Source organism: Roseovarius aestuarii, assembly GCF_019966515.1.
Taxonomy (GTDB): domain Bacteria; phylum Pseudomonadota; class Alphaproteobacteria; order Rhodobacterales; family Rhodobacteraceae; genus Roseovarius; species Roseovarius aestuarii.
In genome coordinates, this window is the sequence record NZ_JAIMIB010000002.1 from 132,691 (window position 1) to 155,517 (window position 22,827).

Consider the following 22,827-nt stretch of genomic DNA (forward strand, 5'->3'; position numbering starts at 1 on the left):
TGTCGCGCTAACCATTCGCACAACCGATGCATTTGGCAGCGGCAGGGTCTAGTTCAAGGCGTCCTGTGGCGATCGCGTCGCCGCAATCTTCGCAATAGCCATATTCGCCTTCGTCTAACCGACCGAGGGCTGCGGCAAGGCGGGTTTTCTCCGTCCGGCGACGGCTGGCCTGGGCTTTGGCCATGGCCTGATATTGTAAAGCGTCCATTCGGCTGAGGCGGCCAACGGCCTGCTGATCCAGCTCAACCGTGGCCTGGCCGGATTCGCCCAAGGCGTCCTCCTGTGCGATCTCGTCAAGACGCGCATGGATCAGATCGCGGAATTTAGCCTGATCGGTTGTATTCATTTTGCTTATTCCCGCTATCACAGCTTTGCATTTTACCATTCCTACCTATCTGGTATAGTCAAGGCCTGCTTAAGGAGCCTGCATATGGTTGAAACACGTGCACAACTCGCCCAGCTTGACCCGGTTTGGGCGCAGATCATCGCCGAGGCGCAGGACGCCATCGACTTCGAACCGCTTTTGGGCGGAGTGATCCATTCCAGCATTCTGCACCATAAAAGCATCGAATCGGCGCTGTCTTATCGCCTGTCGCTCAAGCTGGCCTCGTCCGAGATGTCAGAACAGCTTTTCCGTGAAATTTGCGACGAAGCGATGGCGAGCGATCCCGAAATCGCATTATCAGCCCGTGCTGATATCGTGGCGGTGAATGATCGCGACCCGGCCTGTGACCGTTTCATCCTGCCGATGCTCTACTTCAAGGGGTTCCAGGCCGTGCAAGCCTATCGCATAGCGCATTGGCTTTGGCGCGAGGGCCGCAAGGACCTGGCGCGGTTCTTTCAAATGCGCTGCTCGGAAGTGTTCGGTGTCGATATCCATCCCGCCGCACGGATCGGCAAGGGCATCATGATCGACCATGCCCACTCTATCGTGATCGGCGAAACCGCGGTGGTGGGGGACAATGTCTCGATGCTGCATTCGGTCACGCTGGGCGGTACCGGTAAAGAAGAAGAGGACCGCCATCCCAAGATCGGCAATGGCGTGCTGATCGGCGCAGGGGCCAAGGTGCTGGGCAATATCCGCGTTGGCAATTGCAGCCGGATCGCCGCAGGCTCGGTCGTGTTGCAGGAAGTGCCGCCGTGCAAGACCGTCGCTGGTATTCCAGCCAAGGTCGTGGGCGAAGCAGGCTGCGATCAGCCGTCGCTGACCATGGATCAATTGCTGCAGACCGCTCCCGGTCCGGAAGGTCAGTCTTAACTTCGTTCTGTTGAAGCCATAAAAACCCCCGGAAGTGCTTAAGCGCGACCGGGGGTTTTCCGTTCTTTCGACAATGTCCTGGGCGCAGTTTCATTACGTTCGGCGTTTGCTACCCGTATTACTGACATGCGCGCCCACGCCGACGCCATCTCACGGCGGCGACCCGGTCAGGCTAGCGCCTATTCATCGAGGCTATAGATTGCGACTTGAGGCGCTGCCGTAAACGGTTGAGTCAGGTTTGCGTCGTCGGCGGCCAAGAGAAGCGGCCATGTTGCGAAGACACCCAATGCGACAGTGCTGAAAAGAAAAATGGTTTTCATGACGAAGCCCCGTGATGGCTGATTGCGTTGTTCCATCTCAACATGCGGCAGAGGTGGCGTGTCATTCAAAAACAACCGGCCTGCGACCGGTTGTTATCGGATATCAAAATCTCGCACTATTTTGATATTAAACAGTATTTTCAGAATTTCGCTCGGGAAATGTTTCTTGGAGGGCGCAAAGTCCGATAAATGAGTGGGCACGCCACTCCGTTACCGTTCACAACAAAAGACGGCGCCGGATGATTACCCGGCGCCGGTTCGTTGCAGTTCCGCACTTGAGTTCAGCCGGAGCGGTGCCCGTCTCAGGCCAGCATCACCATCGGGTTTTCGAGGTTTTGCAGAATCTGTTCCAGCAGTTCGGCGCCAAGCGCACCGTCGATGACCCGGTGGTCAACGCTGAGTGTCACGGACATGACCGTGGCCACGGTCAGTTCGCCATCATCGCCCACGACGGGTTGTTTCTTGCCACCGCCAACGGCGAGGATCGCGCCGTGGGGCGGGTTGATCACCGCGTCGAAGTTATCAATCCCGAACATACCTAGGTTCGAGATGGCGAAGGTGCCGCCTTGGTATTCCTCGGGCGCCAGCTTGCGGTCGCGGGCGCGGGCGGCGAGGTCTTTCATCTCGGCCGAGAGCGCGGAAAGCGACTTCATGTCGGCATCTTTCAGGACCGGCGTAAAGAGGCCGCCTTCGATGGCCACGGCAACGGCCACGTCCGAGGGTTTGAGTTTCAGCACCTTGTCACCGGCCCAGACCGCGTTGGCATCGGGCACCGCCTGCAGCGCCAGGGCGCAGGCCTTGATGATGAAATCATTGACGCTGAGCTTGACGCCACGGCTTTCGAGTTGCTTGTTGAGTTGGCTGCGGAATTTCATCAGTGCATCCAACCTGATGTCACGGCGCAGGTAGAAATGCGGCACGGTCTGCTTGGCCTCGGTCAGGCGTGCGGCGATGGTCTTGCGCATGCCGTCAAGCTTGACCTCTTCATACTCGCGGCCCTGATACATCGCGGCAACCGTTCCAGCGGATGGGCCGGTTGGGGCGGGGGCCGCCGGGGCGGCCTCGGCTGCGGGTGCGGCGGCAGGTTTGGCCGATGGCGATGCGGTTTCCACATCGGCCTTGACGATACGACCGTGAGGTCCGGAGCCCTTGATCTGGCCCAGATCAAGTCCCTTGTCGGCGGCGATCCGGCGCGCAAGCGGTGAGGCGAAGATGCGGTCGCCGCTGGCGGCTGCCGGGGCAGGGGGGGCGGGCTTCTCGGCGACGGCTGGCGCCGCCACCTCGGCACTCGCGTCGGCACTCGCGGCCTCCGGCGCGGGTTGAGAGGGAGTGGAGACATCGCCGATGTCGTCCGCGCTCTCGCCGTCTTCCAGCAGCACCGCGATCGGGGTGTTGACCTTGACCCCTTCGGAGCCTTCACCGACCAGGATTTTGCCAATCGTACCTTCATCGACGGCTTCGAATTCCATTGTAGCCTTGTCGGTTTCGATCTCGGCGAGAAGATCGCCGGAGGCGACCGTATCACCCTCCTTGACCAGCCATTTGGTCAGCGTGCCTTCTTCCATCGTGGGCGACAGGGCGGGCATGAGAATTTCTGTTGGCATTGCCTTGTCTCCTTACCGATAGGTTACTTTTTTGACCGCCTCTAGCACCTCGGCGGTCGAGGTCAGGGCGAGCTTTTCGAGATTGGCTGCATAGGGCATGGGGACGTCCTTGCCGGTACAGTTGATCACCGGCGCATCGAGATAGTCGAACGCGCGTTCCATCAGCGTGGCGGTGATGTGATTGCCGATAGAGGCCACGGGCCAGCCTTCCTCGACGGTGACGCAGCGGTTGGTCTTCATCACGCTGGCGACAACCGTGTCGGTGTCCATCGGGCGCAGGGTGCGCAGGTCGATCACCTCGGCGCTGATGCCATCTTCGGCCAGCTTTTCAGCCGCCTCGAGCGCGTAGGTCATACCGATGCCGAAGCTGACGATGGTGACATCCGTGCCCTCGCGCCAGATCTTGGCCTTGCCGAAGGGGATGGTGAAATCATCCAGCTTGGGCACGTCGAAGGACTTGCCGTAGAGGATCTCGTTTTCCAGGAATACGACCGGGTTGGGATCGCGGATCGCGGATTTCAGCAGGCCCTTGGCGTCGGCTGCCGAATAGGGTTGCACCACCTTGAGGCCCGGCACCTGCGCATACCAGGCCGCGTAATCCTGTGAGTGCTGGGCGCCAACACGCGCTGCTGCCCCGTTGGGACCGCGGAAGACGATCGGGCTGCCCATCTGGCCGCCGGACATGTAAAGCGTCTTGGCGGCGGAGTTGATGATCTGGTCGATCGCCTGCATGGCGAAATTCCAGGTCATGAATTCGACAATCGGGCGCAGACCGCCCCAGGAGGCACCGACGCCAATCCCGGCAAAGCCGTGTTCGGTGATCGGGGTGTCGATCACGCGTTTTGCGCCAAATTCTTCCAGCAGGTTCTGGGTGATCTTGTAGGCGCCCTGATATTCGGCGACCTCCTCGCCCATCACAAAGACGGTTTCGTCGCGGCGCATTTCCTCGGCCATGGCCGAATTCAGCGCCTCGCGCACGGTCATCTTGACCATCTCTGTGCCCTCGGCCCAGTCGGGGCTGGTGTCGGGTGTTGGGGCAGCGGGGGCCGGGGTTGCGCCTGCGGACGCAGTCGCGGCGGGGGCCTCAGCCGCTGGCGCAGCCTCAGTTGGGGCAGACGCGGCGGTGGTGGCGATGTCATCGGCGTTTTCGCCCTCTTCCAGCAGCACTGCGATGGGGGTGTTGACCTTGACGCCCTCGGTGCCCTCCTCGATGAGGATCCTGCCGATGGTGCCTTCATCGACGGCTTCGAACTCCATCGTTGCCTTGTCAGTTTCGATCTCGGCCATGATATCGCCGGAGTTGACGGTATCGCCTTCTTTCACCAGCCATTTGGCCAATGTACCTTCCTCCATCGTGGGGGAGAGGGCGGGCATGAGAATTTCTGTAGCCATTGTCTGATCTCCTCCTCAGGCGTTCTGCGGTGCAATGTCGGTGATTATGTCGGTCCACAGCTCTTCGACTGCAGGTTCCGGGCTGTCCTTGGCGAAATCGGCGGATTTGTTGACCACGCTCTTGATCTCCTTGTCGATTGCCTTGAGGTCTTCCTCGCTGGCATGGTTGCCGGACATCAGCAGTTCGCGTACATGTTCGATGGCATCCTTTTCCTCGCGCATTTTCTGCACTTCTTCGCGGGTCCGGTACTTGGCCGGATCCGACATTGAGTGGCCGCGATAGCGGTAGGTCTTGACCTCAAGGATATAAGGGCCCTTGCCCGCGCGGCAGTGGGCGACGGCCTTCTCACCGGCCTCCTTCACCGCCAGCACATCCATGCCGTCGACTGCCTCGCCGGGAATGCCGAACGCCTGCCCGCGGGTGTAGATATCGGGTGTCGAGGTCGAGCGTTTCTGCGACGTGCCCATCGCATACTGGTTGTTCTCGATCACGAAAATCACCGGCAATTCCCACAACGCCGCCATGTTGAACGTCTCGTAGACTTGGCCCTGGTTCGCCGCGCCGTCGCCGAAATAGGTGAAGGTCACGTTGTCATTGCCCTTGTATTTGTCGGAAAACGCCAGCCCGGCACCCAGCGGCACATTGGCGCCGACAATGCCGTGGCCACCGTAGAAGTGCTTATCGGTCGAAAACATGTGCATCGAACCGCCCTTGCCGCGGGAATAGCCGCCCTCGCGGCCGGTCAGCTCGGCCATGACGCCATCGGGGTTCATGCCACAGGCCAGCATATGGCCATGGTCGCGATAGGTGGTAACTCGCTTATCGCCTTCCTTGGTCGCCGCCTCAAGCCCGACGACAACCGCTTCCTGGCCGATATAGAGGTGACAGAAGCCGCCGATCAGGCCCATGCCGTAAAGCTGTCCGGCCTTTTCTTCGAATCGCCGGATAAGCAGCATGTCGCGGTAAAACTGTTTCAGTTCATCTGAGGAAATATTTGATTTCTTTGATGTTTTCCTGGCGGCCATGGGTGGGCAACTCCTTGTCCGGATTAATAGTTTAGCATTAAACTAATTTTATATAACATCTTTGTGCAACAGACGAGAGCGAAATGTCACCTGATCACGCAGTTGGGCGAACGAGGGTTATCGGGGAGGACAGGAGGACGTCAGCGGATGACGATTTCGTCGCCGCGCAACAGGCCCAGAACGTCGCGGGCTTGCTGATCGAGCAGGTCGAGATCAAGGTAATTATCTGACAGGCGGCGGGTCAGGTTTTCCATTCGCTCAACCCGCGCCTCCAACGTCTCCAATTGGGTCTGCAAGGTCCGGCTTTCCGCCTGGATTTCGGCGCGGCGAAACAGGCCATAATCGCCTTGAACCGCCGCAAAGGTGAAATACAGGCCCAGGCCAAACGCCACGACGAAAAAGATCAGCGCGCCCATTGCAGGTTTGGTGCGGGTGGTCATCTTGCTCTGCCTCATGTGCCGCCTCTGCCGGGCGGTGTTTATGCAACATGGCATATCCCACGCGCTTTGTGAATCCCCTTTCTTTTGCGGGGTGTACGGCGCAAGAATGACGATGAGGCGGCCCGGCGAATAGATACGCGCCTGGGCCTGAAAGCAGGTTCCCACTTGCCGGATTGCGCTTTAGCATTAGCGCTAAAGGAGAGTCGTTCATGTCATACTTGTCCCTACGCGGTCATGTCGAGACCCATGAGGTGCTCAACCAGCCCGCGGACCGGCAGGATCAGGACCTGTGGGCCGAGGATCCGGCGCTGATCTGTCACGCGGGCGCGGCGGGGGCGGATATCGCCCATCTGGCCGCTTATGGTGAGAAACTGGGCAGCGCCGCGCTGCGGCAAGCCGGGCTGGATGCCAATCGTCATGTGCCGGAACTGGTGGGTTTCGACCGTGGCGGCAGGCGGCTGGACGAGGTGCGGTTTCATCCCACCTATCATCAGCTGATGCAAGCCGGGATTGGCGCAGGCTATGCTGCCATCGCGTGGGAAGGACGGCTGGGCGGTCATGCCACCCACGCAGCCATGGTTTACCTGACAAGCCAGGTGGAGCCGGGCGTGTGCTGTCCGATGACGATGACCTACGCCGCTATCCCCGCGCTCAAGGCCGACAGGGCGCTCTTTGATCAATGGGTGCCCAAGCTGATCTCGCGCGTTTATGACGGGGCCGTGAAGCCGTTGATGCGCAAACCCGGCGCAACAATGGGCATGGCCATGACGGAAAAACAGGGTGGCTCGGACGTGCGCGCCAACACCACGCGCGCCGAGCGGGACGGTGATCACTACCGGCTGACGGGGCATAAGTGGTTCTGCTCGGCGCCGATGTCAGACGGGTTTCTGACGCTGGCGCAGGCGCCCGGCGGACTGACCTGTTTTCTGGTGCCACGCTGGCTTGAGGGTGCACGCAATGCGATACACATTCAGCGGCTCAAAGACAAGTTGGGCAATCGTGCAAATGCGTCGGCTGAAATCGAATATCACGGCGCGCTGGCGCACAGGCTGGGGGGTGAGGGCGAAGGGGTTCGCACGATCATTGAGATGGTCCACCATACGCGGCTCGATACCGCGATGGCCCCGGCAGGGCTGATGCGCGCGGCGCTGGATCGGGCCGGGTATTGGGCGCGGCATCGCTCAGCTTTTCAGAAGCAACTGATTGACCAGCCTCTGATGCGCAATGTGCTGGCCGACCTGGCGCTCGACTGGGAGGGCACGCTGGCGCTTGGCTGCCATGTCGCAAACGCCTTCGACGGCACGTCCGACCGTGACCGCGCCTTCGCCCGGCTTGCCGTGGCGCTGGCCAAGTATCTGGGCAACAAGCTCTGCCCCGGTCTGGTTTACGAGGCGATGGAGGTGATCGGCGGCGCGGGCTATGTGGAAGAAAGCGGTATGCCGCTTTTCTATCGCGAGGCGCCGCTGAATTCGATCTGGGAAGGGTCGGGGAACGTGATCTGTCTGGATGTGCTGCGCACTCTCCGGCGCGAACCGCTGGCCGGAGAGGTGCTGAGCGACGAGTTGGGCAAAGCGGCCGGTCAGACCCGTCACTACGACGCGGCGATGAAGGCGCATATGCAGCGCTTTCCCAAGCTGCCGGACGAGGCGCAGGCCCGCTGGTATGTCGAGAGCTTGGCGACATTGCTGACCGCTTCGGTGCTCATCCGTCACGCGCCTGCGGCGGTCTCTGATGCTTATGTTGCCACCCGGTTGAGCGGTGAGCGGGGCCGGACGGCAGGGGCTATCGGCAACGTGGACGTTGACAATATTCTGGTCAGGTTAGGCGGCGGCTAATGCCGTTTGAAATCTGGCACAGATATCCGAACCCGACCTGTGCACGAAACCGAGGCCACAGGCCGCCATGCCAGGGATGAACCGCTCCGGTCGTTTCAGCTCAGCCCGCCACTGACGCCTGATAGATGCTGTCGATCGTATCGGCGATCATGGCATCGAACTCGGCATCCGATTGCTGCGCCGAGAGTCCCTCGGTCAGGGCGCGGGAGAAACTCGCGATCATGCCGGTATTCTGTGACAGCCTGCCATTCGCCTCATCCCGCGAATAGCCGCCCGACAGGGCCACAACGCGCATGACGTGCGGATGGTCGATCAGCGGTTTATAGAGGTTGGCGGTCTCGGGCAGGGTCAGCTTCAGCATTACCTGCTGGTCACCCGGCAGGGCATCCAGTTGCGATTTCAGTTCGGCCAGCAGCATATCTTCGGCTTCCGATTTGTCGCTGATCGAGATCGTCACTTCGGGCTCGATGATCGGTACCAGGCCGTGGCTCAGGATCTGCTGGCCGACCTCGAATTGCTGCGCCACGTTGGCGGCAATGCCCGAGGGTGAAGCCGCGTCGATGACCGAACGCATCTTGGTCCCGAATATCCCCGCCGCATTGGCACGCGTCAGAAGCGCATCCAGGTCGGGCATCGGTTTCATCAGCCGCACGCCGTCGGCCTCATCCGCCAACCCCTTGTCGACCTTAAGGAAGGGCACGACGCCGCGTTCCTCCCACAAATAGGTGGCCGAGGGTTTGCCGTCGATCTGGCGGTCCATCGTCATCTCAAAAAGGATCGCGCCCACCACTTTCTCACCGGTAAAGGCCGGGGACTTGGCAATCCGCGAGCGCATGCCGTGGATCAGGTCGAACATCTCGGCATCCGAGCTATAGGCGTCTTCGTTCACACCATAGAGTTTCAGCGCCTTGGGGGTTGATCCACCGGATTGATCCAGCGCCGCCACAAACCCCTTACCCGAACTCATCTGCTTACGCTGTGCTTCTTTCGACATGACAATCCCCGTCGCTGATACGTTTCAATCTTCCTGCGGCTCATATTCGAGCCCGCCGCGTGTTGCAATTATGGTGGCGCTAACATGTCCACCAACGATCCGGCTAGCGACCTTTCCCCATGATCTTGCCGGTGATGAAAGTGGTCAGCCAGCGCGGCGCGAACCGCGGCGATACCGCGAAGAGCTTGTTCATCAGCCCGGTCACCGCGATGCGCCGCCCGCGCATTGTCGCCGCCCATCCGGTCTCGGCAACCGCGCGGGCCGACATCGGGGCGCGCAGTTTCAAAAGGCCAATCCCGTGCATATCGGCGGCGTCGAAAAAGGCGGTCGCGGTGGCGCCGGGGCAGACCGCCGTGACGGTCACCCCGCTGCCGCGCAGCTCTTCCGCGACGGCCTCGGACAGCGCCAGCACATAGGCTTTCGACGCATGATAGACCGCCATGTTGGGGCCGGGCATGAAGCCCGCGACCGAGGCCACGTTCATGATCCGCCCGCCGCCCTGGCCCTGCATATGCGCGACCGCCTGTTTCATCAGAACGCTCAGTGCGGTGATGTTGACGTTGATCGAGGTCAGCTCCCGCGTCCAGGTCTGCCCTTCGGCGAAATCGCCATGCGATCCCAGCCCGGCATTATTGACCAGAACGTCGATCCGGCGGTTCTCGCTGGCGGCCTGCCACAGTCGCTCGGCCTCGGAAAGCTCAGCCAGATCGGCGGGGATGACCTCGACCTGCACCGTGTCGCTGCGCAGCTCATCCGCCAGCGCGGTCAGTTTGTCCTCGGACCGAGCGGTCAGGATCAGGTTGCGCCCTTCGCGTGCCGCGATGCGGGCAAACTCCGCGCCCAGCCCTTCCGACGCCCCGGTGATCAATGTCCAGTTTTGCACGATGCCGCTCCCGATTAGCTGACTTCATGTTAGACACGCCAGGGGCGGACAGGCAACCGCGCGCGCCTCCGTTGCGCCACCTGCCCGAAACCAAGGATGATTTTGCCACCAGCGTTTTACGCGCAGCGGTACATTCCGGAAATAAATACCTATAAACTTGGCCTGAGCTGTTTTCGCCAACGCGCTTCGGGACTATCCTCGGGGCACCAAGACAGCCTTAGCCTCCTCAGGAGCCGCCATGCCGCATAAGCCAACCAGCCCGTTCAACCAGCCCCTGGGCGGAAACGCCATGCCGCGGTTTGGTGGCGATGGAACGATGATGCGCCTGCCCCTGCAACGTAGCGCCGAAGGGTTGAATGCCTGTTTCGTTGGCATCCCGATGGATATCGGCACGTCGAACCGCGCCGGTACACGCCACGGTCCGCGCCAGATCCGCGCCGAAAGCTGCATGATGCGGCCGTTCAACATGGCAACCGGAGCCGCGCCGTTTGAAAACATGCAGGTCGCCGATATCGGTGATGTCGCGATCAACACTTTCGATCTGAAGAAGACCGCCGATATCATCACAGCGGCTTATAAGGATATCCTGGCGCATGATGTCGTGCCGCTGACACTGGGGGGTGATCACACCCTGACTTATCCGGTGTTGCGGGCGATCGCCGAGAGGCATGGCCCCGTGGCCCTAGTGCATGTCGATGCCCATGCGGACACCAACGAGGAAATGTTCGGCGAAAAGATCGCCCATGGCACGCCCTTCCGGCGCGCGGTCGAAGACAATCTTCTGATCAATGACAAGGTGTTCCAGATCGGCCTGCGCGGCACCGGCTATGCCCCCGATGATTTCAACTGGGGACGCGATCAAGGGTTTACCGTCATCCCGGCGGAGGAATGCTGGCACAAATCTCTGTCGCCGCTGATGAGCGACATACGTGGCAGGATCGGCGATGCGCCGGTCTATCTCAGCTTCGATATCGACAGTCTGGACCCGGCCTTCGCCCCCGGCACCGGGACGGTCGAAATGGGCGGGCTGACCACCATCCAGGCGCTTGAGATCGTGCGTGGATGTGCCGGTCTGAACCTTGTTGGCTGTGATCTGGTCGAGGTATCCCCGCCCTATGATCCCAGCGGAAACACCGCGATGATCGGGGCAAATCTGCTCTACGAGATGCTCTGCGCCCTGCCGATGAACTGGGACACCTAGAAAGCGCCCCACGGGGAAATCACCAAACTACGGCTCAGCCTGCCTTTAATGCGGCCACGCCGGGCAGGTCCTTGCCTTCCATCCATTCCAGAAACGCCCCGCCTGCGGTCGAGATGTAGGTGAAATCATCCGCCGCGCCCGCCTTGTTGAGCGCGGCCACCGTGTCTCCGCCACCAGCAACCGAGATCAGCTTTCCTTCGCGGCTCAGCGCGGCTGCGTGTCGTGCGGCGGCGTTTGTGGCTGTGTCGAAGGGCTCGATTTCGAAGGCGCCGAGCGGGCCGTTCCAGATCAGCGTCTTTGCCTTGTCCAGCGCGGCGCCGACCCGCGCCACCGATTGCGGCCCGGCATCAAGGATCATCGCGTCATCGGGGCACAGATGCACCGCAAAGGTCGCGTTTTCAGCGCAGGCCGCGAATTCGCGCGCTACGACGATATCGGCGGGCAGAATGATCTCGCAACCAGTGGTCGCAGCTTTCGTCATGATCGCGCGGGCGGTGTCGGCCATGTCGTGTTCGCACAGCGATGTGCCCACGTTCAGTCCCTGCGCTGCGATAAATGTGTTGGCCATGCCGCCGCCGATCACCAGTTGATCGACCTTGTCGATCAGGTTGCTCAGAAGCTCGATCTTGGTCGATACCTTGGCGCCACCAACGACCGCGACCACCGGACGCTTGGGGGTGCCAAGTGCCGCCTCGAGTGCCTGCAATTCAGCCTGCATCAGACGACCCGCGCAGGAGGGCAGGTGGCGCGCCACCCCTTCGTTACTGGCATGGGCCCGGTGCGCGGCGGAAAAAGCGTCGTTGCAATAGATGTCGCCCAGCCCCGCGATGCGCTTGGCAAACTCAGGGTCATTTGCTTCCTCGCCGGGATGAAAGCGGATGTTTTCCAACAGCAACACATCCGCTGCTTGCGCCTCGCTTGTCAGCGCCTCGGCGCCCTCCAGCGTCTCGATCAGCGTGACCGAACGGCCAAGCGCTGCCTCAAGCGCGGGCAGGACGGTGCGCAGCGACATGTCCAGCACCACCTTGCCCTTTGGCCGTCCGAAATGCGCCAGCAGCATCGGTTTGCCGCCCTTGGCCAGAATGTCATGGATCGTCGGCACGACCCGGTCGATCCGTGTTGTGTCGGTGACCATGCCGTTTTCGACCGGTACGTTGATATCCACCCGGGTCAGCACCCGTTTGCCGTCCAGCTCAATGTCGTCCAGCGTTTTCCAGCTCATTCGAGGCGTCTCCGTACCGTAATTCGCGCCCCTATTGGCGCGAAGCCCGCCAGCGGTCAAGCTCTGTACTTGGCATTCTCAGATGAAGCGCCTAGGTATCGGGGCAACGATTGCATTGAGGAGAGGCACATGGCCGAGATCAAAGACCCCGAGAACACCATCCTGATAGAGCTGAAAGACGGTACCGTCACCATCGAACTGCTACCCGATATCGCGCCGGGCCATTGCGACCGGATCAAGGAGCTGGCCCGTGCGGGTGCCTATGACAATGTCGCGTTCCACCGGGTGATCGATGGGTTCATGGCGCAAACCGGCGACGTGGCCAACGGCAACATGGAAAAGGATTTTAACCTGCGCGCGGCAGGAACCGGCGGCAGCGATCTACCCAATCTCAAGGCCGAATTCAGTGGCGTTCCCCATGACCGGGGTACAATCGGCGCGGCGCGCAGCCAGAACCCCGACAGCGCCAACAGCCAGTTCTTCATCAATTTCAGCGACAATCATTTCCTGAATAAGCAATATACCGTCTATGGCCGGGTGGTCGCCGGGATGGAGCATGTCGATGCCATCACCCGGGGCGAGCCGCCGATGAATCCCGACCGGATGATCAGCATGAAAGTGGCCGCCGATGCGTAAGCTTGCCCTGTTGCTGGCGACACTCGCCAGCCCCGCCCTTGCCACCGGTCTTGAAGTTCAGATCGAGGGCGAAGCCAACGGTACCGTCACCATTGATCTTTTTGAAGATGTGGCACCGGGCCATGTAGAACAGATCACCGCGCTGGCCTCGGAAGGGGCCTATGACGGGGTGGTGTTTCACCGGGTGATCGAAGGCTTCATGGCCCAGACCGGCGATGTGCAGCACGGCAAGAACGGTGGTGATCTGAGCCGCGCGGGTACCGGTGGCAGCGAACGCCCTGACCTCAAGGCCGAATTCTCGGACATCACCTTTGCCCGTGGCGTCGTCGGTATGGCGCGTTCGCAGCACCCCGACAGCGCCAACAGCCAGTTCTTCATCATGTTCGCGCCGGGCGATTTTCTTGACGGGCAATATACCGTCGTGGGTCAGGTGACTGGCGGCATGGAGGTGATTGACGCCATCAAGCGCGGTCAGGGCCAATCTGGCGCCGTTGCTGGGCAGCCCGACGTTATGACCTCGGTCTCCGTGACCGAGTAAAGGGCGGGAAACTGCCGTGACAACCTATCCCCCCCTCGGCACGCTCAAACCCGTGGCCGAGCGCATCTGGGTGGTTGACGGCCCGGCGGTAACCTGCCGCCGGATGCCAATCTCGACCCGGGCGACCGTGGTGCAGCTATCAGGCGGGGACCTCTGGGTGCATTCACCCACCGGCCTAAGCGACGGGTTGAAGGATGAATTGGCAGCCCTTGGGCCGGTCGCGTATCTGGTCGCGCCCAACTGGGACCACAACCTGTTTCTGGAGGACTGGCGCGCCGCTTACCCGCAGGCGCAGGTCTGGGCGGTGTCGGGCGAAGGCGCACGCGGGCCGGGTGTGGATTTCGACCACGCTCTGGGAGCACGAACCCCGTGGATGAGCGAGGTCGCGCATCTGATCGTGGGCGGCAGCCGCAAATATCGCGAGGCCGTCTTTTGCCACCGCCCCTCTGCCACGCTGATCGTCGCCGACCTGATCCAGAATTTCGATACCGCGCGATTGCCTGCCTGGATGCGTCCGCTGATCTGGTTGGCGGGTACTGATGACAGCGACGGCAAGATGCCCTATCTGATGCGCCGCCGCTATGATGGCGCAGAACTCGGCAAATCCATCGAACACATAATCAACTGGGCGCCGCGTCGGCTGATCCTGTCTCATGGTGACTGGTTCGAAAGCGGCGCGGTCAGGGAACTGGAACGTGCGTTCAAGAAGATACTGCACGCGCGGCAGTGGGGCCGGGCGATAGACGAGATCGATCGCAAAGGCTGATTGCACGGCAGCATGACGAGGTTAGCTTTGGTTCGCAAGATGTTGGCTTGAAGTATTAAATTCCGGATAAGCTCCAATGAATCAGATGCTAGGGCAGACATGAAAAAGGGCCCCGTAGAGGGCCCAGTTCAATCTTAACGTCAGTGGCTTATGCCAGAACGATGTTCGATGCCGACTCGCGACCGTCACGGCCTGCTTCGATGTCGAATGTCACTTTCTGGTCGTCGGCCAGACCGGTCAGACCGGCGCGCTCAACGGCAGAAATGTGAACGAATACGTCTTTGCCGCCACCTTCAGGTGCGATAAAGCCGTAGCCTTTAGTTGCGTTGAACCATTTTACGGTGCCATTAGCCATACCGTAATTCTCCTTTGTTGTTGCTGCCCACGTCGTTGCGGCAGCCCGGCTAGTCAGTGCAAATCGAGTAACTGACCGTGAAAGGAGCAGATGGTCGATAGTGGTAACGTCGCAGGGTGCGATATGAGGAAACCGCGGGAAAAAATCAAGGGTGAAGAGGAATTTAGCGCGCGATGAGCGGAATTTGACGCGATGAAATGGCCCGGCATGATCACCCATGCCGGGCCGTTCATTTGGACGTCAAAGACAGAGCCGGTTAGCTTTCTTCAGGCTCTCCGCCCTCTTCGGTTTCACCCTCAGGACAGCAACGATATTCCTGGCTTTTTTCCAGCAGGTCGATCTGCTTGGCAAGCAGCTGGTTCTCCAGATCCTTGCGCACGAGATCAAGCTCGATGGCTTTCTGCCGGCTCTCTTCGCAGGTGTTGCAGGCATCAAGGCAGCCCTTGACCACGATACCCTGGGTCGGCAAGCAATAGGTCCGTTCGAACTCTAGCTCGGCGGCCAGTTGCGGCCCAACGTTGTTTGATCCGGCCTTGGCAAGAATCCCCTGTTTGACCAGATCATCATCGACCTGCTTCAACAGCTTGTCATGCACCTGTGGGTCCAGCGGCTTGGCACTGGCGATCACCGGTGACGCGGCGGCCGCGGCGATGTTTGTGCTGAAGCCGCTTGCAGCTCCAAGCGATCCGCCGGTTACATTGGGCGTGAGATTGGCGCGCTGCGCGAAGGCAGATGCACGGCCAACGGTCTGAACCTCGGCGCGCGCGGTTTGTGTGGCCAGCATGCCTTCGGGCAGCACCTTGACGCCGGTCGCCGGGCGTACGGGACGCGCGTCTACTACAGACCCTGCGGCTGTATCGACAACCCGGCGCAGAACCGACCTGATACGGAAGCGCAGGATCTGCCGTTTGACCAGCTGATACGCGAAATACGTGACCGCGTGGCACTCGTTCTTGTTCTCGATGGTCCGGGTTGATGCCTCGTAGGCGCTTTCGCTTTCGCCTTCGGCATGGGTGCGGCTTTGCACCTCGCCGATCTGGGTCGCATTGGCCGCGCGGGTCGCCTGTACCGACCGGTCATGCGAGGCAGACGCATGGCGCGACAGCTCACGCAGGAACGACGACGAGCTGTTGGCGTTGAAATCGCCTTCGACATTCACGCTGCCGCCACCGGCAAAGCCGAAGGAGGCCCCATAGGCATCGACATCGGTTTCAAAATCCGAATGCGATTGCGATTGTGCCGACCCGCTGTCGGTGACCGTGAGGTCCGACATGTAGCGGTCCATCGACTTCATGTAGTAGGTTTCCTCGGATGTCTGCTCGTGCCGGTAGCTGACCTCGCTCTCTCGATCATAGGTGAACCGGTTGTTGCGGTTCGCCGTGTAGAGCCGCACCTTTTCGCCCGGCAGCAGGGTGGTGGAATAGATCACATCACCCAGGGCCATCGGGCCGGGGCAGCGTTCAAGTTCCGCCACGATGCTGACTTCGACCTTCGCGGCCCCCAGATTGTAGGTGAGCCGGTAGGTGACCGTTAGGTTTTCGCAGCAGGGCTCGGTCGTGATTTCCGGGCAGCAGGGGAGTTTGTTGGTCGTGATAAGTTCGCCATCAGGCATAACTTCGTCCTCCATTTAAATTGCGTTGGTTCAATAATCAGCCCGCGGCCACAAAGCGAAAATGCGCATCGTGACATTTGGTGCGGGCATGCGCGCAAAATAGCGGCATCGCACGTTCTGGGGGATTTGAAAGTGATACACTCGCCTTAGTCAGCCGATATTGGCCGAAACCGGCGGTCGAGGCGCGCGGAAAATGGCCCAGAATCATGCGACTCAGGGAAAAGTCAGGTAAGCCTGAATTGACAGCATTCCGTTGCGTTACCAAGCATCGGAATGCTGCTTCTCACCAGATCGGTGTGGCTAGAGGACGGTCACGGTGGTGCCAATCGGCACACGCTCATAAAGATCCTGTACATGTTCGTTGATCATGCGAATGCATCCGTTCGACACCGACCGCCCGATGGAGCGGGGCGCAGTGGTGCCGTGAATACGGAAATACGTGTCACGACCGTTTTGGAACAGATAGAGCGCACGCGATCCCAGCGGATTGCCCGGACCGCCCGGCTTGACATAGTCGTTGTCCACGAATTCGGCGTAGGTGTTGGGCTCTCGTTCGATCATCTCGTCGGTGGGGCGCCAGGTGGGCCATTTTTTTTTCACCGAGATCGTGGCGGTGCCGGTGAACTCAAGCCCGGCCTTGCCGACACCGACGCCGTAACGCAGAGCCTTGCCCGGTTCGGTAATGTAATACAGGAAATGGGCGCGTGGCAGGATCAAGAGTTGTCCCTGCGCATGTTTGGGATCGATCGAAACCTCTTGCGGGCGGAATTTCGGATCGACTTCGAAGGCATGGGCGGCGGCGGGCAAGGTTGCGGCAGCGACCCCGGTAGCCAGAAAATGGCGGCGTTTCATCATTGAATCAGTTCCCCTTAGGTGCGTTTTCGATATAAATCCGCATTCTGGACTGAGAAAATCAAAAACCGGTGAAGGATTTTCGTGGTTGCTATCCTGCAACAGGTTCGTCGCGCGCGGCCCGAATCGGGCGTTTGTCCCGGCCTGCGGCAGCCGTCGCCAGCCGACTTGACCCGTCAGATGCCGTGCGCGCCACGCCTGCTGTCAACAGAAAAAATTAAATCGATGTAATTGCTTGATAATCTGGCGGTCTCAACGGCGGTATCGCGTGATGACCGGGTGTTGAGGCAAAAACCGAGTGGTAGAACATGAAGGAAACAATCGGGCAATAAACCAAGAATCGTTGCCTGAGCGAGTGCTTTGGCAAGGTGAAATATGCCTAAATACAACTAAAAGATGTATTTATGAGGTTTAGGCCAAAAATTGCCGAATTTGGCTTTTTTTGAGGCAAATTTATGGTATGTCTACTCTAAGTTTACGATTTATCGAGGTAACACTATGCTAAAGCACATGATGGCAGCAGCGGTTCTGGCAGCGGGAATGTCTGTTTCAAGCGCGCAAGCTGCAGTTCTGGATCTCACGGACTTGATTAGATCTACGAGCGGTGGGTTCACCTCGTCGTTGATCCATGACCAGCGAAACGGCAAGATGAGCGGTAATAAGCGCGGTCAGTTCGGCAGTGCGATCACAGGTGGTACGTTCAACACCACCACCGGCGCCATCCAATTTGACGGTACGATCCGGAAGCAGCGCAAAGCTGGTGGTTTCCGTACATCGACATTCAAAGCCGTCGGTAACCTGAGCACGTCGGCAACCCGAACCAACGGGCTGTTCGGCAACATTCAGTTCACGTTCACCGGCAACCTGCTGAGCGGCAAGGTGCTTAACTTCCTGTTCAAAGACAAGAACTACACCAATGGCGGACAGCCGAACGGCTTCGCCTCGAACGGCACGCAAAACTTTATCGCGCTGTGGGGTGATCTGGGGAATTACAACAGAACCAGATGCACCAGCCAGCTGGATAAGTGCTTCGGCATTGACCTTCGGATAGCATACAAGCCCGGCGGTGGTGGTGGCGGTGTGCCGTCTCCTGTTCCACTTCCGGCATCGGCTCTCTTCCTGCTGGCTGGTATCGGCGGCCTGGGGGCTGTCCGGAAGCTGCGCAAGAAAGCCTGATCTTTTCGGAATTGAAATTGGAACGGCCTCTGCGATCACGCAGGGGCCGTTTTCTGTTGTACTGGCGTATTCTTGACGTCCGGCGCGGACGTAACATTTCGTCTTGAGACCGACCTTCATAAGCAGCGTGCGACTGCGTAAGGCATCACTTCCAGCTTTTCTAAGATCAGGCGACGCAACAGATCGCCAGCAACCAACTCGGCATGAGGTCGAAACACCATAATTCGCCTAAAATTCTACCCATTTGGCGCAACAGGCCGCGCTGAATTTTAATCAAATCTCCAGCCCGCCGCGTTTCAGTGCAGCCATGAAACGGATGCAGCCACCTGTACCGGTATCAGCACACGCTGCCGGCCGATCTTATTTTGGTGATGACCTAGGTCACCCCGCCTGCCTGACGGCGTGGGGTGGATTGCATGCAGTATTGATAGCCCGGCGCGCAATTAACCAAACCACCTGACGGAGTAATGATTGATGGCCACACATTTCTTCTACGGATACGCTCCGGATGCATTTACCTCACCTGAACCGGGCACGATGCAGCTTGACCCCGATTGGGACGTTCAGGACAATGCCTATGATTTTCACATCACCGATGATGATGATGATTTTCAGGGGGATTCCAATACGAATGAAGTGAGCGATGACAGCAGTCAGCAAACCGGCGTCGTCTACGATGAAAATGGAAACGCTATCGCCAGCGGGAATGCCTATCTTGAAGAGGCTTATGTTCTGACGGATGGAAACGGGAACACGGTTCGTGTCTATCGGGTGGAAATCGATGGCGTCCTCGCGGGCTATATCGCCGACGGCCCGATCCAGCCTGGCAATACCTACACCATGTCGGGCACAGAAAACGTTAACAACTCTAATGCACCCGCTTATTCCGAGCTTGAGGACCAGTCATACAACCAGGACTCGTCTAACAATATTGAAGGCACAACGAATGACGACACAATCCAGTCCGGCGCCGGTTCCGATACCGTTGCGACGGGTGATGGTGACGACAGCATCGACGGCGGTTCAGGGGCTGATAATATCGACAGCGGCACCGGCAATGATACCATCAGTGGTGGCAGCGGTGACGACACGATCAGTGGTGGGTCTGGCACCGATAGTATTGACGGGGGGGATGGCGACGACACCATCGACGGCGGCAGTGGTGCTGACAGCATCACCGGTGGCAGTGGGGCGGACACGATCTTTGGCGGACTCGGTAAGGACACGATTGACGGTGGTTCCGGCGATGACAATATCGACGGCGGCGATGGTGCCGATAGCATCTTGGGCGGCAGCGGCAACGACACGATCATCGGCGGCGATGGCGGCGATACCATTGATGGCGGATCTGGCGATGACAGCATAGATGGCGGCAGCGGTCATGACAGCCTGACAGGCGGGGATGAGGGGGCCTCGACGATCAATGGCTCGATCAACACCGGCAACTACAGCGAAACCGACGATGGCTACAGCGTCACGGCACAGAACGTTTCGGGCGGTGCGCTGACGTCGGCCAGCGCCTCCAACGTAGCGACCTCCGGTGGCGGCCTTGGTGCAACAGGTGCCGTGTCCGATACCGATAGCGGGCAGGACAATCAACTTGCCTTTGACAAGGCTTCGGGCATCTCTGAGCGGCTGATCGTCGACTTTGACAATGATGTCACATCGGCCAGTTTCAGCTTTCAATCACTCTTTACCGACAGTTTCGGCGAAGTCGCACATTGGGCGATTTACGATGATGGTGTGCTGGTATCCGAGGCGGATTTCACCGAAGATCCGGTCGGCTCAGGCTCGGGGACGGTGGATCTGAGCGGGTTTGGGAATTTTGATCAGATTGTCTTTACCGCGCTCTTGCAGACCGATGGAACAGACGGGTCGGATTACGTTATCACCGACATCAGTTATACGATGCCGACGACCGAAACCAGCAATGACACGATTGCTGGCGGGGCTGGTGACGACACGATCCTTGGTGGTACCGGCGACGACAGCCTGAGCGGCGGAGATGATGCTGATACCTTTATATTGGAGGATGGGTTCGGCTCCGACACGATTGCCGGGGGCGAAGCAGGCACAGATAGTGATACGATAGACCTGTCGAACCTGAGCGGCCCAGTCACGGTAACGTATACCGGGGATGAGGAGGGGACGATCACCGACGGCTCCGATACGTTGAGTTTTAGCGAAATCGAAAGGCTGACACTCACCGATCATGCCGATGTCGTTGATGCGTCTGCGGATTCTGTCGGCGTCGATATCGATGGGGCGGGTGGTAGTGACACGATCACCGGCGGGACTGGCGCTGATAGCATACAAGGCGGGAACGACGCTGACAGTCTTGATGGCGGCGCTGGCAAGGATACCCTCGATGGCGGCGATGGCGATGATACGCTTCTGGCTGGTTTCGATGATGGTACCGGTGATGTTTTCATCGGCGGATCGGGGACCGACACATATCAGATCGACGGCACAACCGTCGATGGCTGGGCGTTCAATATCGACCTCGGCAGTGGCAGCGATCAATATGGTAACACGTATTCTGGCATCGAAAACATCATTGGAGGGGACGACAATGATACGCTGACCGGCGATGGCGAAGACAACGTATTTGATGGCCGAGCCGGGGCAGACATTCTTTCAGGCGGGGGCGGCAGTGATACACTCATTGGCGGGACTGGCAGCGATACTCTGTCAGGCGACGCTGGGGACGACAGCCTTGATGGCGGTGTCGGCAATGACAGCCTGACGGGCGGGGCGGGGGACGATATCTTTACCGTCTCCGCTGGCCATGACACGATCAGCGATTTCAACACCGGCAACACCGGCACGCTGGACGATGGCGATAATACCAACAACGATTTCATCGATCTGTCTGGGCATTACGACAACCTGTCCGAGCTTTGGGCCGACCAGGCCGATGACGGCGTCCTGAACCAGTCGAATACGACTGACAGCAAGGGGCGCAGCACCGATTATTCCGACAATACCCAGTTCGGTGCCGGCGACTCGATGACCTTTAGCGGTGCCAGCGCCGACAATTCCAGCTTTAGGGAGGAAAATACCGGCGTTGTCTGCTTCACCTCGGGCACCGCCATCCGGACACCGCGCGGCGATGTGCTGATCGAAGAGCTGCGTGCTGGCGATCTGGTCTGTACCCTGGACAATGGCCCGCAGCAGATCCGTTGGATCGGACGGCGCTCGTTGGGCGCGCGGGACTTGGCCGCGAACCCAAAGCTGCGCCCGGTGCTGATCAAACGCGGGGTGATGGGGGCGGAGCGCGATCTGCTGGTATCGCCACAGCATGGTATGCTGATGCCCGATCATACCCTGGTCCGGGCGAAGTTCCTGGCCGAGCTCAAAGGTAATCCGATACGCATCGCCCACGGCCAGCGGTCGGTCACCTATATCCATCTGCTGTTTGATGAGCATCAGATCATCTTCGCGGAAAACACCCGGTCCGAAAGCTTTTATCCCGGTAAAATGGCGGTTAGCGCCGTGGACGCGGCGGCGCGGGATGAACTCCGCAACCTGTTCCCGGCCCTGTCCTCCATGTCGGAGGCGGCGCCGGAAAGCTGGTATGGCAAATCGGCACGGTGTTATCTGAAACGCCGCACCGTTTTGCAGGGTGCAGCTGGGCAACTCTCTCATTAACGCGGGCGGAATACTCCGCTTAGCAAGGCGACCGGCCAGACGGGCGCTGCGCCCTACGTTTTGACGTGGAAATGGTGTATGATGGGGCGGTTTAAAAACCGGGAGGAGAGGATGATGCCATATATCACGATCACGACCTGGGAAGTAGGCGACGGCACCGATTATGACGCCAGCATGCGCAACGTTCGCGACAAGCGTTTGCCCGCCCTCAAGGATCTGGGCGCAACGCGGGTGACGGTGGTGCGCACCAGCGACCGCACAAGTGCCGCCATCACCGAATGGCCTGACGAGGTGACTCGCGACACCGCCGAGGCGGCGATCGAAGCGGTCCGCGTCAAGGTCCATACCGAGGATCTGGTACGCCTGACCGGCGAGATGCGGGGCGAGGTTGTCGCCGAAGTCTGAGCGCGCGCGGGTGGATCAGGGCCGCGCCGTTCTGCATGCAAACAGAATCACCCGGGCGAGCGAAATCGGCGGAGTCACGCCTAGATTGTTTCTGCTCTGGAGACAGTCAATCTCGCATCGGAGTTTTGTCTCGTCAGGGTAGAACGGGTCTGAGATTTGCGCGGCAAAGTGACGCTACGTCACGAATCTTTTAAAGTTCAATGGAAACAGACTGTTGATCGAAAAACGGCCAGACATGGCCAACGCAACCATAGGTTTCCCCGATTTTTGCAAGCGAATTAACGCCACTTTAGTTAATGTCTGCACAACCGAGGGGATGACGGGATGTGGTTGAAGAAAAAAAGTGCGTCTAGCGCAGAGATTCCCAAACTGCGGGATGAATATCAACGGCTGCTGCATGAGACCTTGCCGGATGTGGGATCACTCCACGAAACGGCCAAGCCTGCGCGGCCATGCAACCTGTCTCGGGTTGCGGCGCCGGTTGACGAAACCGTTTGGCAGGAACACCAGCGCGCCCTGCAACACCATCAGAAAAAAGCCGAGCCGCCGACAAAGAGCACAGCCGGTCTGACCGGCGGCGACGACATTCTGCTGGCACAGGCAAGTTTCGCAAACTAAATCACCGAACTGGCGGCTGTTGGTCAGGGCAGGGGCGGGTACC

21 protein-coding genes are annotated in these 22,827 nt (G+C 59.6%); 10 read left to right on the forward strand and 11 right to left on the reverse strand.

Annotation, left to right across the window (positions count from 1 at the left end; all coding sequences use genetic code 11):
• Positions 1-7: 7 nt before the first annotated feature.
• Complete coding sequence (locus tag LC334_RS03790) at positions 8-346, reverse strand: TraR/DksA family transcriptional regulator (protein ID WP_085798917.1); 339 nt, start codon at positions 344-346, stop codon at positions 8-10.
• Positions 347-430: 84 nt separating this feature from the next.
• Between LC334_RS03790 and cysE the strand changes: the two genes are divergently transcribed.
• Positions 431-1,258 (forward strand): serine O-acetyltransferase, encoded by an 828-nt coding sequence (gene cysE / locus LC334_RS03795; protein WP_085798918.1) that lies wholly within the window; start codon positions 431-433, stop codon positions 1,256-1,258.
• 622 nt (positions 1,259-1,880) lie between these two features.
• Here the strand turns inward: cysE and LC334_RS03800 are convergent.
• From LC334_RS03800 to LC334_RS03815, 4 genes are all read right to left on the reverse strand, one after another.
• Positions 1,881-3,182: a pyruvate dehydrogenase complex dihydrolipoamide acetyltransferase gene (locus LC334_RS03800; RefSeq protein WP_085798919.1), complete on the reverse strand. Its 1,302-nt coding sequence runs from the start codon at positions 3,180-3,182 to the stop codon at positions 1,881-1,883.
• A 12-nt stretch (positions 3,183-3,194) separates the two neighbouring features.
• Entirely contained in the window at positions 3,195-4,574 is a 1,380-nt protein-coding gene (locus LC334_RS03805) for a pyruvate dehydrogenase complex E1 component subunit beta (protein WP_085798920.1), read from the reverse strand.
• A 15-nt stretch (positions 4,575-4,589) separates the two neighbouring features.
• Positions 4,590-5,600 (reverse strand): pyruvate dehydrogenase (acetyl-transferring) E1 component subunit alpha, encoded by a 1,011-nt coding sequence (gene pdhA / locus LC334_RS03810; protein ID WP_085798921.1) that lies wholly within the window; start codon positions 5,598-5,600, stop codon positions 4,590-4,592.
• Positions 5,601-5,740: 140 nt separating this feature from the next.
• Positions 5,741-6,040: an FtsB family cell division protein gene (locus LC334_RS03815; protein WP_085799161.1), complete on the reverse strand. Its 300-nt coding sequence runs from the start codon at positions 6,038-6,040 to the stop codon at positions 5,741-5,743.
• Between the two features lie 209 nt (positions 6,041-6,249).
• On the opposite strand from LC334_RS03815, the gene LC334_RS03820 reads away from it, so the two are divergent.
• Complete coding sequence (locus LC334_RS03820) at positions 6,250-7,875, forward strand: acyl-CoA dehydrogenase family protein (RefSeq protein ID WP_085798922.1); 1,626 nt, start codon at positions 6,250-6,252, stop codon at positions 7,873-7,875.
• 100 nt (positions 7,876-7,975) lie between these two features.
• On the opposite strand, the gene LC334_RS03825 is transcribed toward LC334_RS03820, so the two are convergent.
• Together LC334_RS03825 and LC334_RS03830 are read right to left on the reverse strand one after the other, a co-directional pair.
• Entirely contained in the window at positions 7,976-8,869 is an 894-nt protein-coding gene (locus tag LC334_RS03825) for a fructose bisphosphate aldolase (RefSeq protein WP_085798923.1), read from the reverse strand.
• Positions 8,870-8,972: 103 nt separating this feature from the next.
• On the reverse strand, positions 8,973-9,752 hold the full coding sequence (locus tag LC334_RS03830) for an SDR family NAD(P)-dependent oxidoreductase (RefSeq protein ID WP_217809103.1): 780 nt from the start codon (positions 9,750-9,752) through the stop codon (positions 8,973-8,975).
• 238 nt (positions 9,753-9,990) lie between these two features.
• Between LC334_RS03830 and speB the strand changes: the two genes are divergently transcribed.
• Complete coding sequence (gene speB, locus LC334_RS03835; RefSeq protein ID WP_085798925.1) at positions 9,991-10,953, forward strand: agmatinase; 963 nt, start codon at positions 9,991-9,993, stop codon at positions 10,951-10,953.
• A 34-nt stretch (positions 10,954-10,987) separates the two neighbouring features.
• Here the strand turns inward: speB and LC334_RS03840 are convergent, their stop codons facing one another.
• The gene (locus LC334_RS03840; RefSeq protein WP_085798926.1) at positions 10,988-12,175 is read right to left on the reverse strand and encodes a phosphoglycerate kinase; all 1,188 of its coding nucleotides are present in this window, start codon (positions 12,173-12,175) and stop codon (positions 10,988-10,990) included.
• 129 nt (positions 12,176-12,304) lie between these two features.
• Between LC334_RS03840 and LC334_RS03845 the strand changes: the two genes are divergently transcribed.
• From LC334_RS03845 to LC334_RS03855, 3 genes are read left to right on the forward strand one after another with little or no spacing between them, the layout of a single operon-like run.
• Entirely contained in the window at positions 12,305-12,811 is a 507-nt protein-coding gene (locus LC334_RS03845; RefSeq protein WP_085798927.1) for a peptidylprolyl isomerase, read from the forward strand.
• Positions 12,804-13,349 (forward strand): peptidylprolyl isomerase, encoded by a 546-nt coding sequence (locus tag LC334_RS03850; RefSeq protein ID WP_085798928.1) that lies wholly within the window; start codon positions 12,804-12,806, stop codon positions 13,347-13,349. The genes LC334_RS03845 and LC334_RS03850 overlap by 8 nt, the downstream gene beginning before the upstream one ends.
• A 16-nt stretch (positions 13,350-13,365) precedes the next feature.
• On the forward strand, positions 13,366-14,115 hold the full coding sequence (locus tag LC334_RS03855) for a DUF4336 domain-containing protein (RefSeq protein ID WP_223412874.1): 750 nt from the start codon (positions 13,366-13,368) through the stop codon (positions 14,113-14,115).
• A gap of 148 nt (positions 14,116-14,263) precedes the next feature.
• Here the strand turns inward: LC334_RS03855 and LC334_RS03860 are convergent, their stop codons facing one another.
• From LC334_RS03860 to LC334_RS03870, 3 genes are all read right to left on the reverse strand, one after another.
• Positions 14,264-14,470, reverse strand: a complete 207-nt coding sequence (locus tag LC334_RS03860) for a cold-shock protein (protein WP_085799163.1) — start codon at positions 14,468-14,470, stop codon at positions 14,264-14,266.
• Positions 14,471-14,726: 256 nt separating this feature from the next.
• On the reverse strand, positions 14,727-16,097 hold the full coding sequence (locus LC334_RS03865; RefSeq protein ID WP_085798929.1) for a hypothetical protein: 1,371 nt from the start codon (positions 16,095-16,097) through the stop codon (positions 14,727-14,729).
• A 285-nt stretch (positions 16,098-16,382) separates the two neighbouring features.
• On the reverse strand, positions 16,383-16,937 hold the full coding sequence (locus LC334_RS03870; RefSeq protein ID WP_176237613.1) for a L,D-transpeptidase: 555 nt from the start codon (positions 16,935-16,937) through the stop codon (positions 16,383-16,385).
• A gap of 429 nt (positions 16,938-17,366) precedes the next feature.
• On the opposite strand from LC334_RS03870, the gene LC334_RS03875 reads away from it, so the two are divergent.
• The 4 genes from LC334_RS03875 to LC334_RS03890 all read left to right on the forward strand — a co-directional run bounded on the left by LC334_RS03875 (position 17,367) and on the right by LC334_RS03890 (position 22,784).
• Positions 17,367-18,110: a VPLPA-CTERM sorting domain-containing protein gene (locus LC334_RS03875; protein ID WP_223412875.1), complete on the forward strand. Its 744-nt coding sequence runs from the start codon at positions 17,367-17,369 to the stop codon at positions 18,108-18,110.
• A 474-nt stretch (positions 18,111-18,584) separates the two neighbouring features.
• On the forward strand, positions 18,585-21,761 hold the full coding sequence (locus LC334_RS03880) for a Hint domain-containing protein (protein ID WP_085798931.1): 3,177 nt from the start codon (positions 18,585-18,587) through the stop codon (positions 21,759-21,761).
• Between the two features lie 114 nt (positions 21,762-21,875).
• On the forward strand, positions 21,876-22,166 hold the full coding sequence (locus LC334_RS03885; RefSeq protein WP_139836291.1) for a hypothetical protein: 291 nt from the start codon (positions 21,876-21,878) through the stop codon (positions 22,164-22,166).
• A 324-nt stretch (positions 22,167-22,490) separates the two neighbouring features.
• A complete protein-coding gene (locus tag LC334_RS03890; RefSeq protein ID WP_085798933.1) occupies positions 22,491-22,784 on the forward strand; it encodes a hypothetical protein in 294 nt (97 codons plus the stop codon).
• Positions 22,785-22,827: the final 43 nt, after the last annotated feature.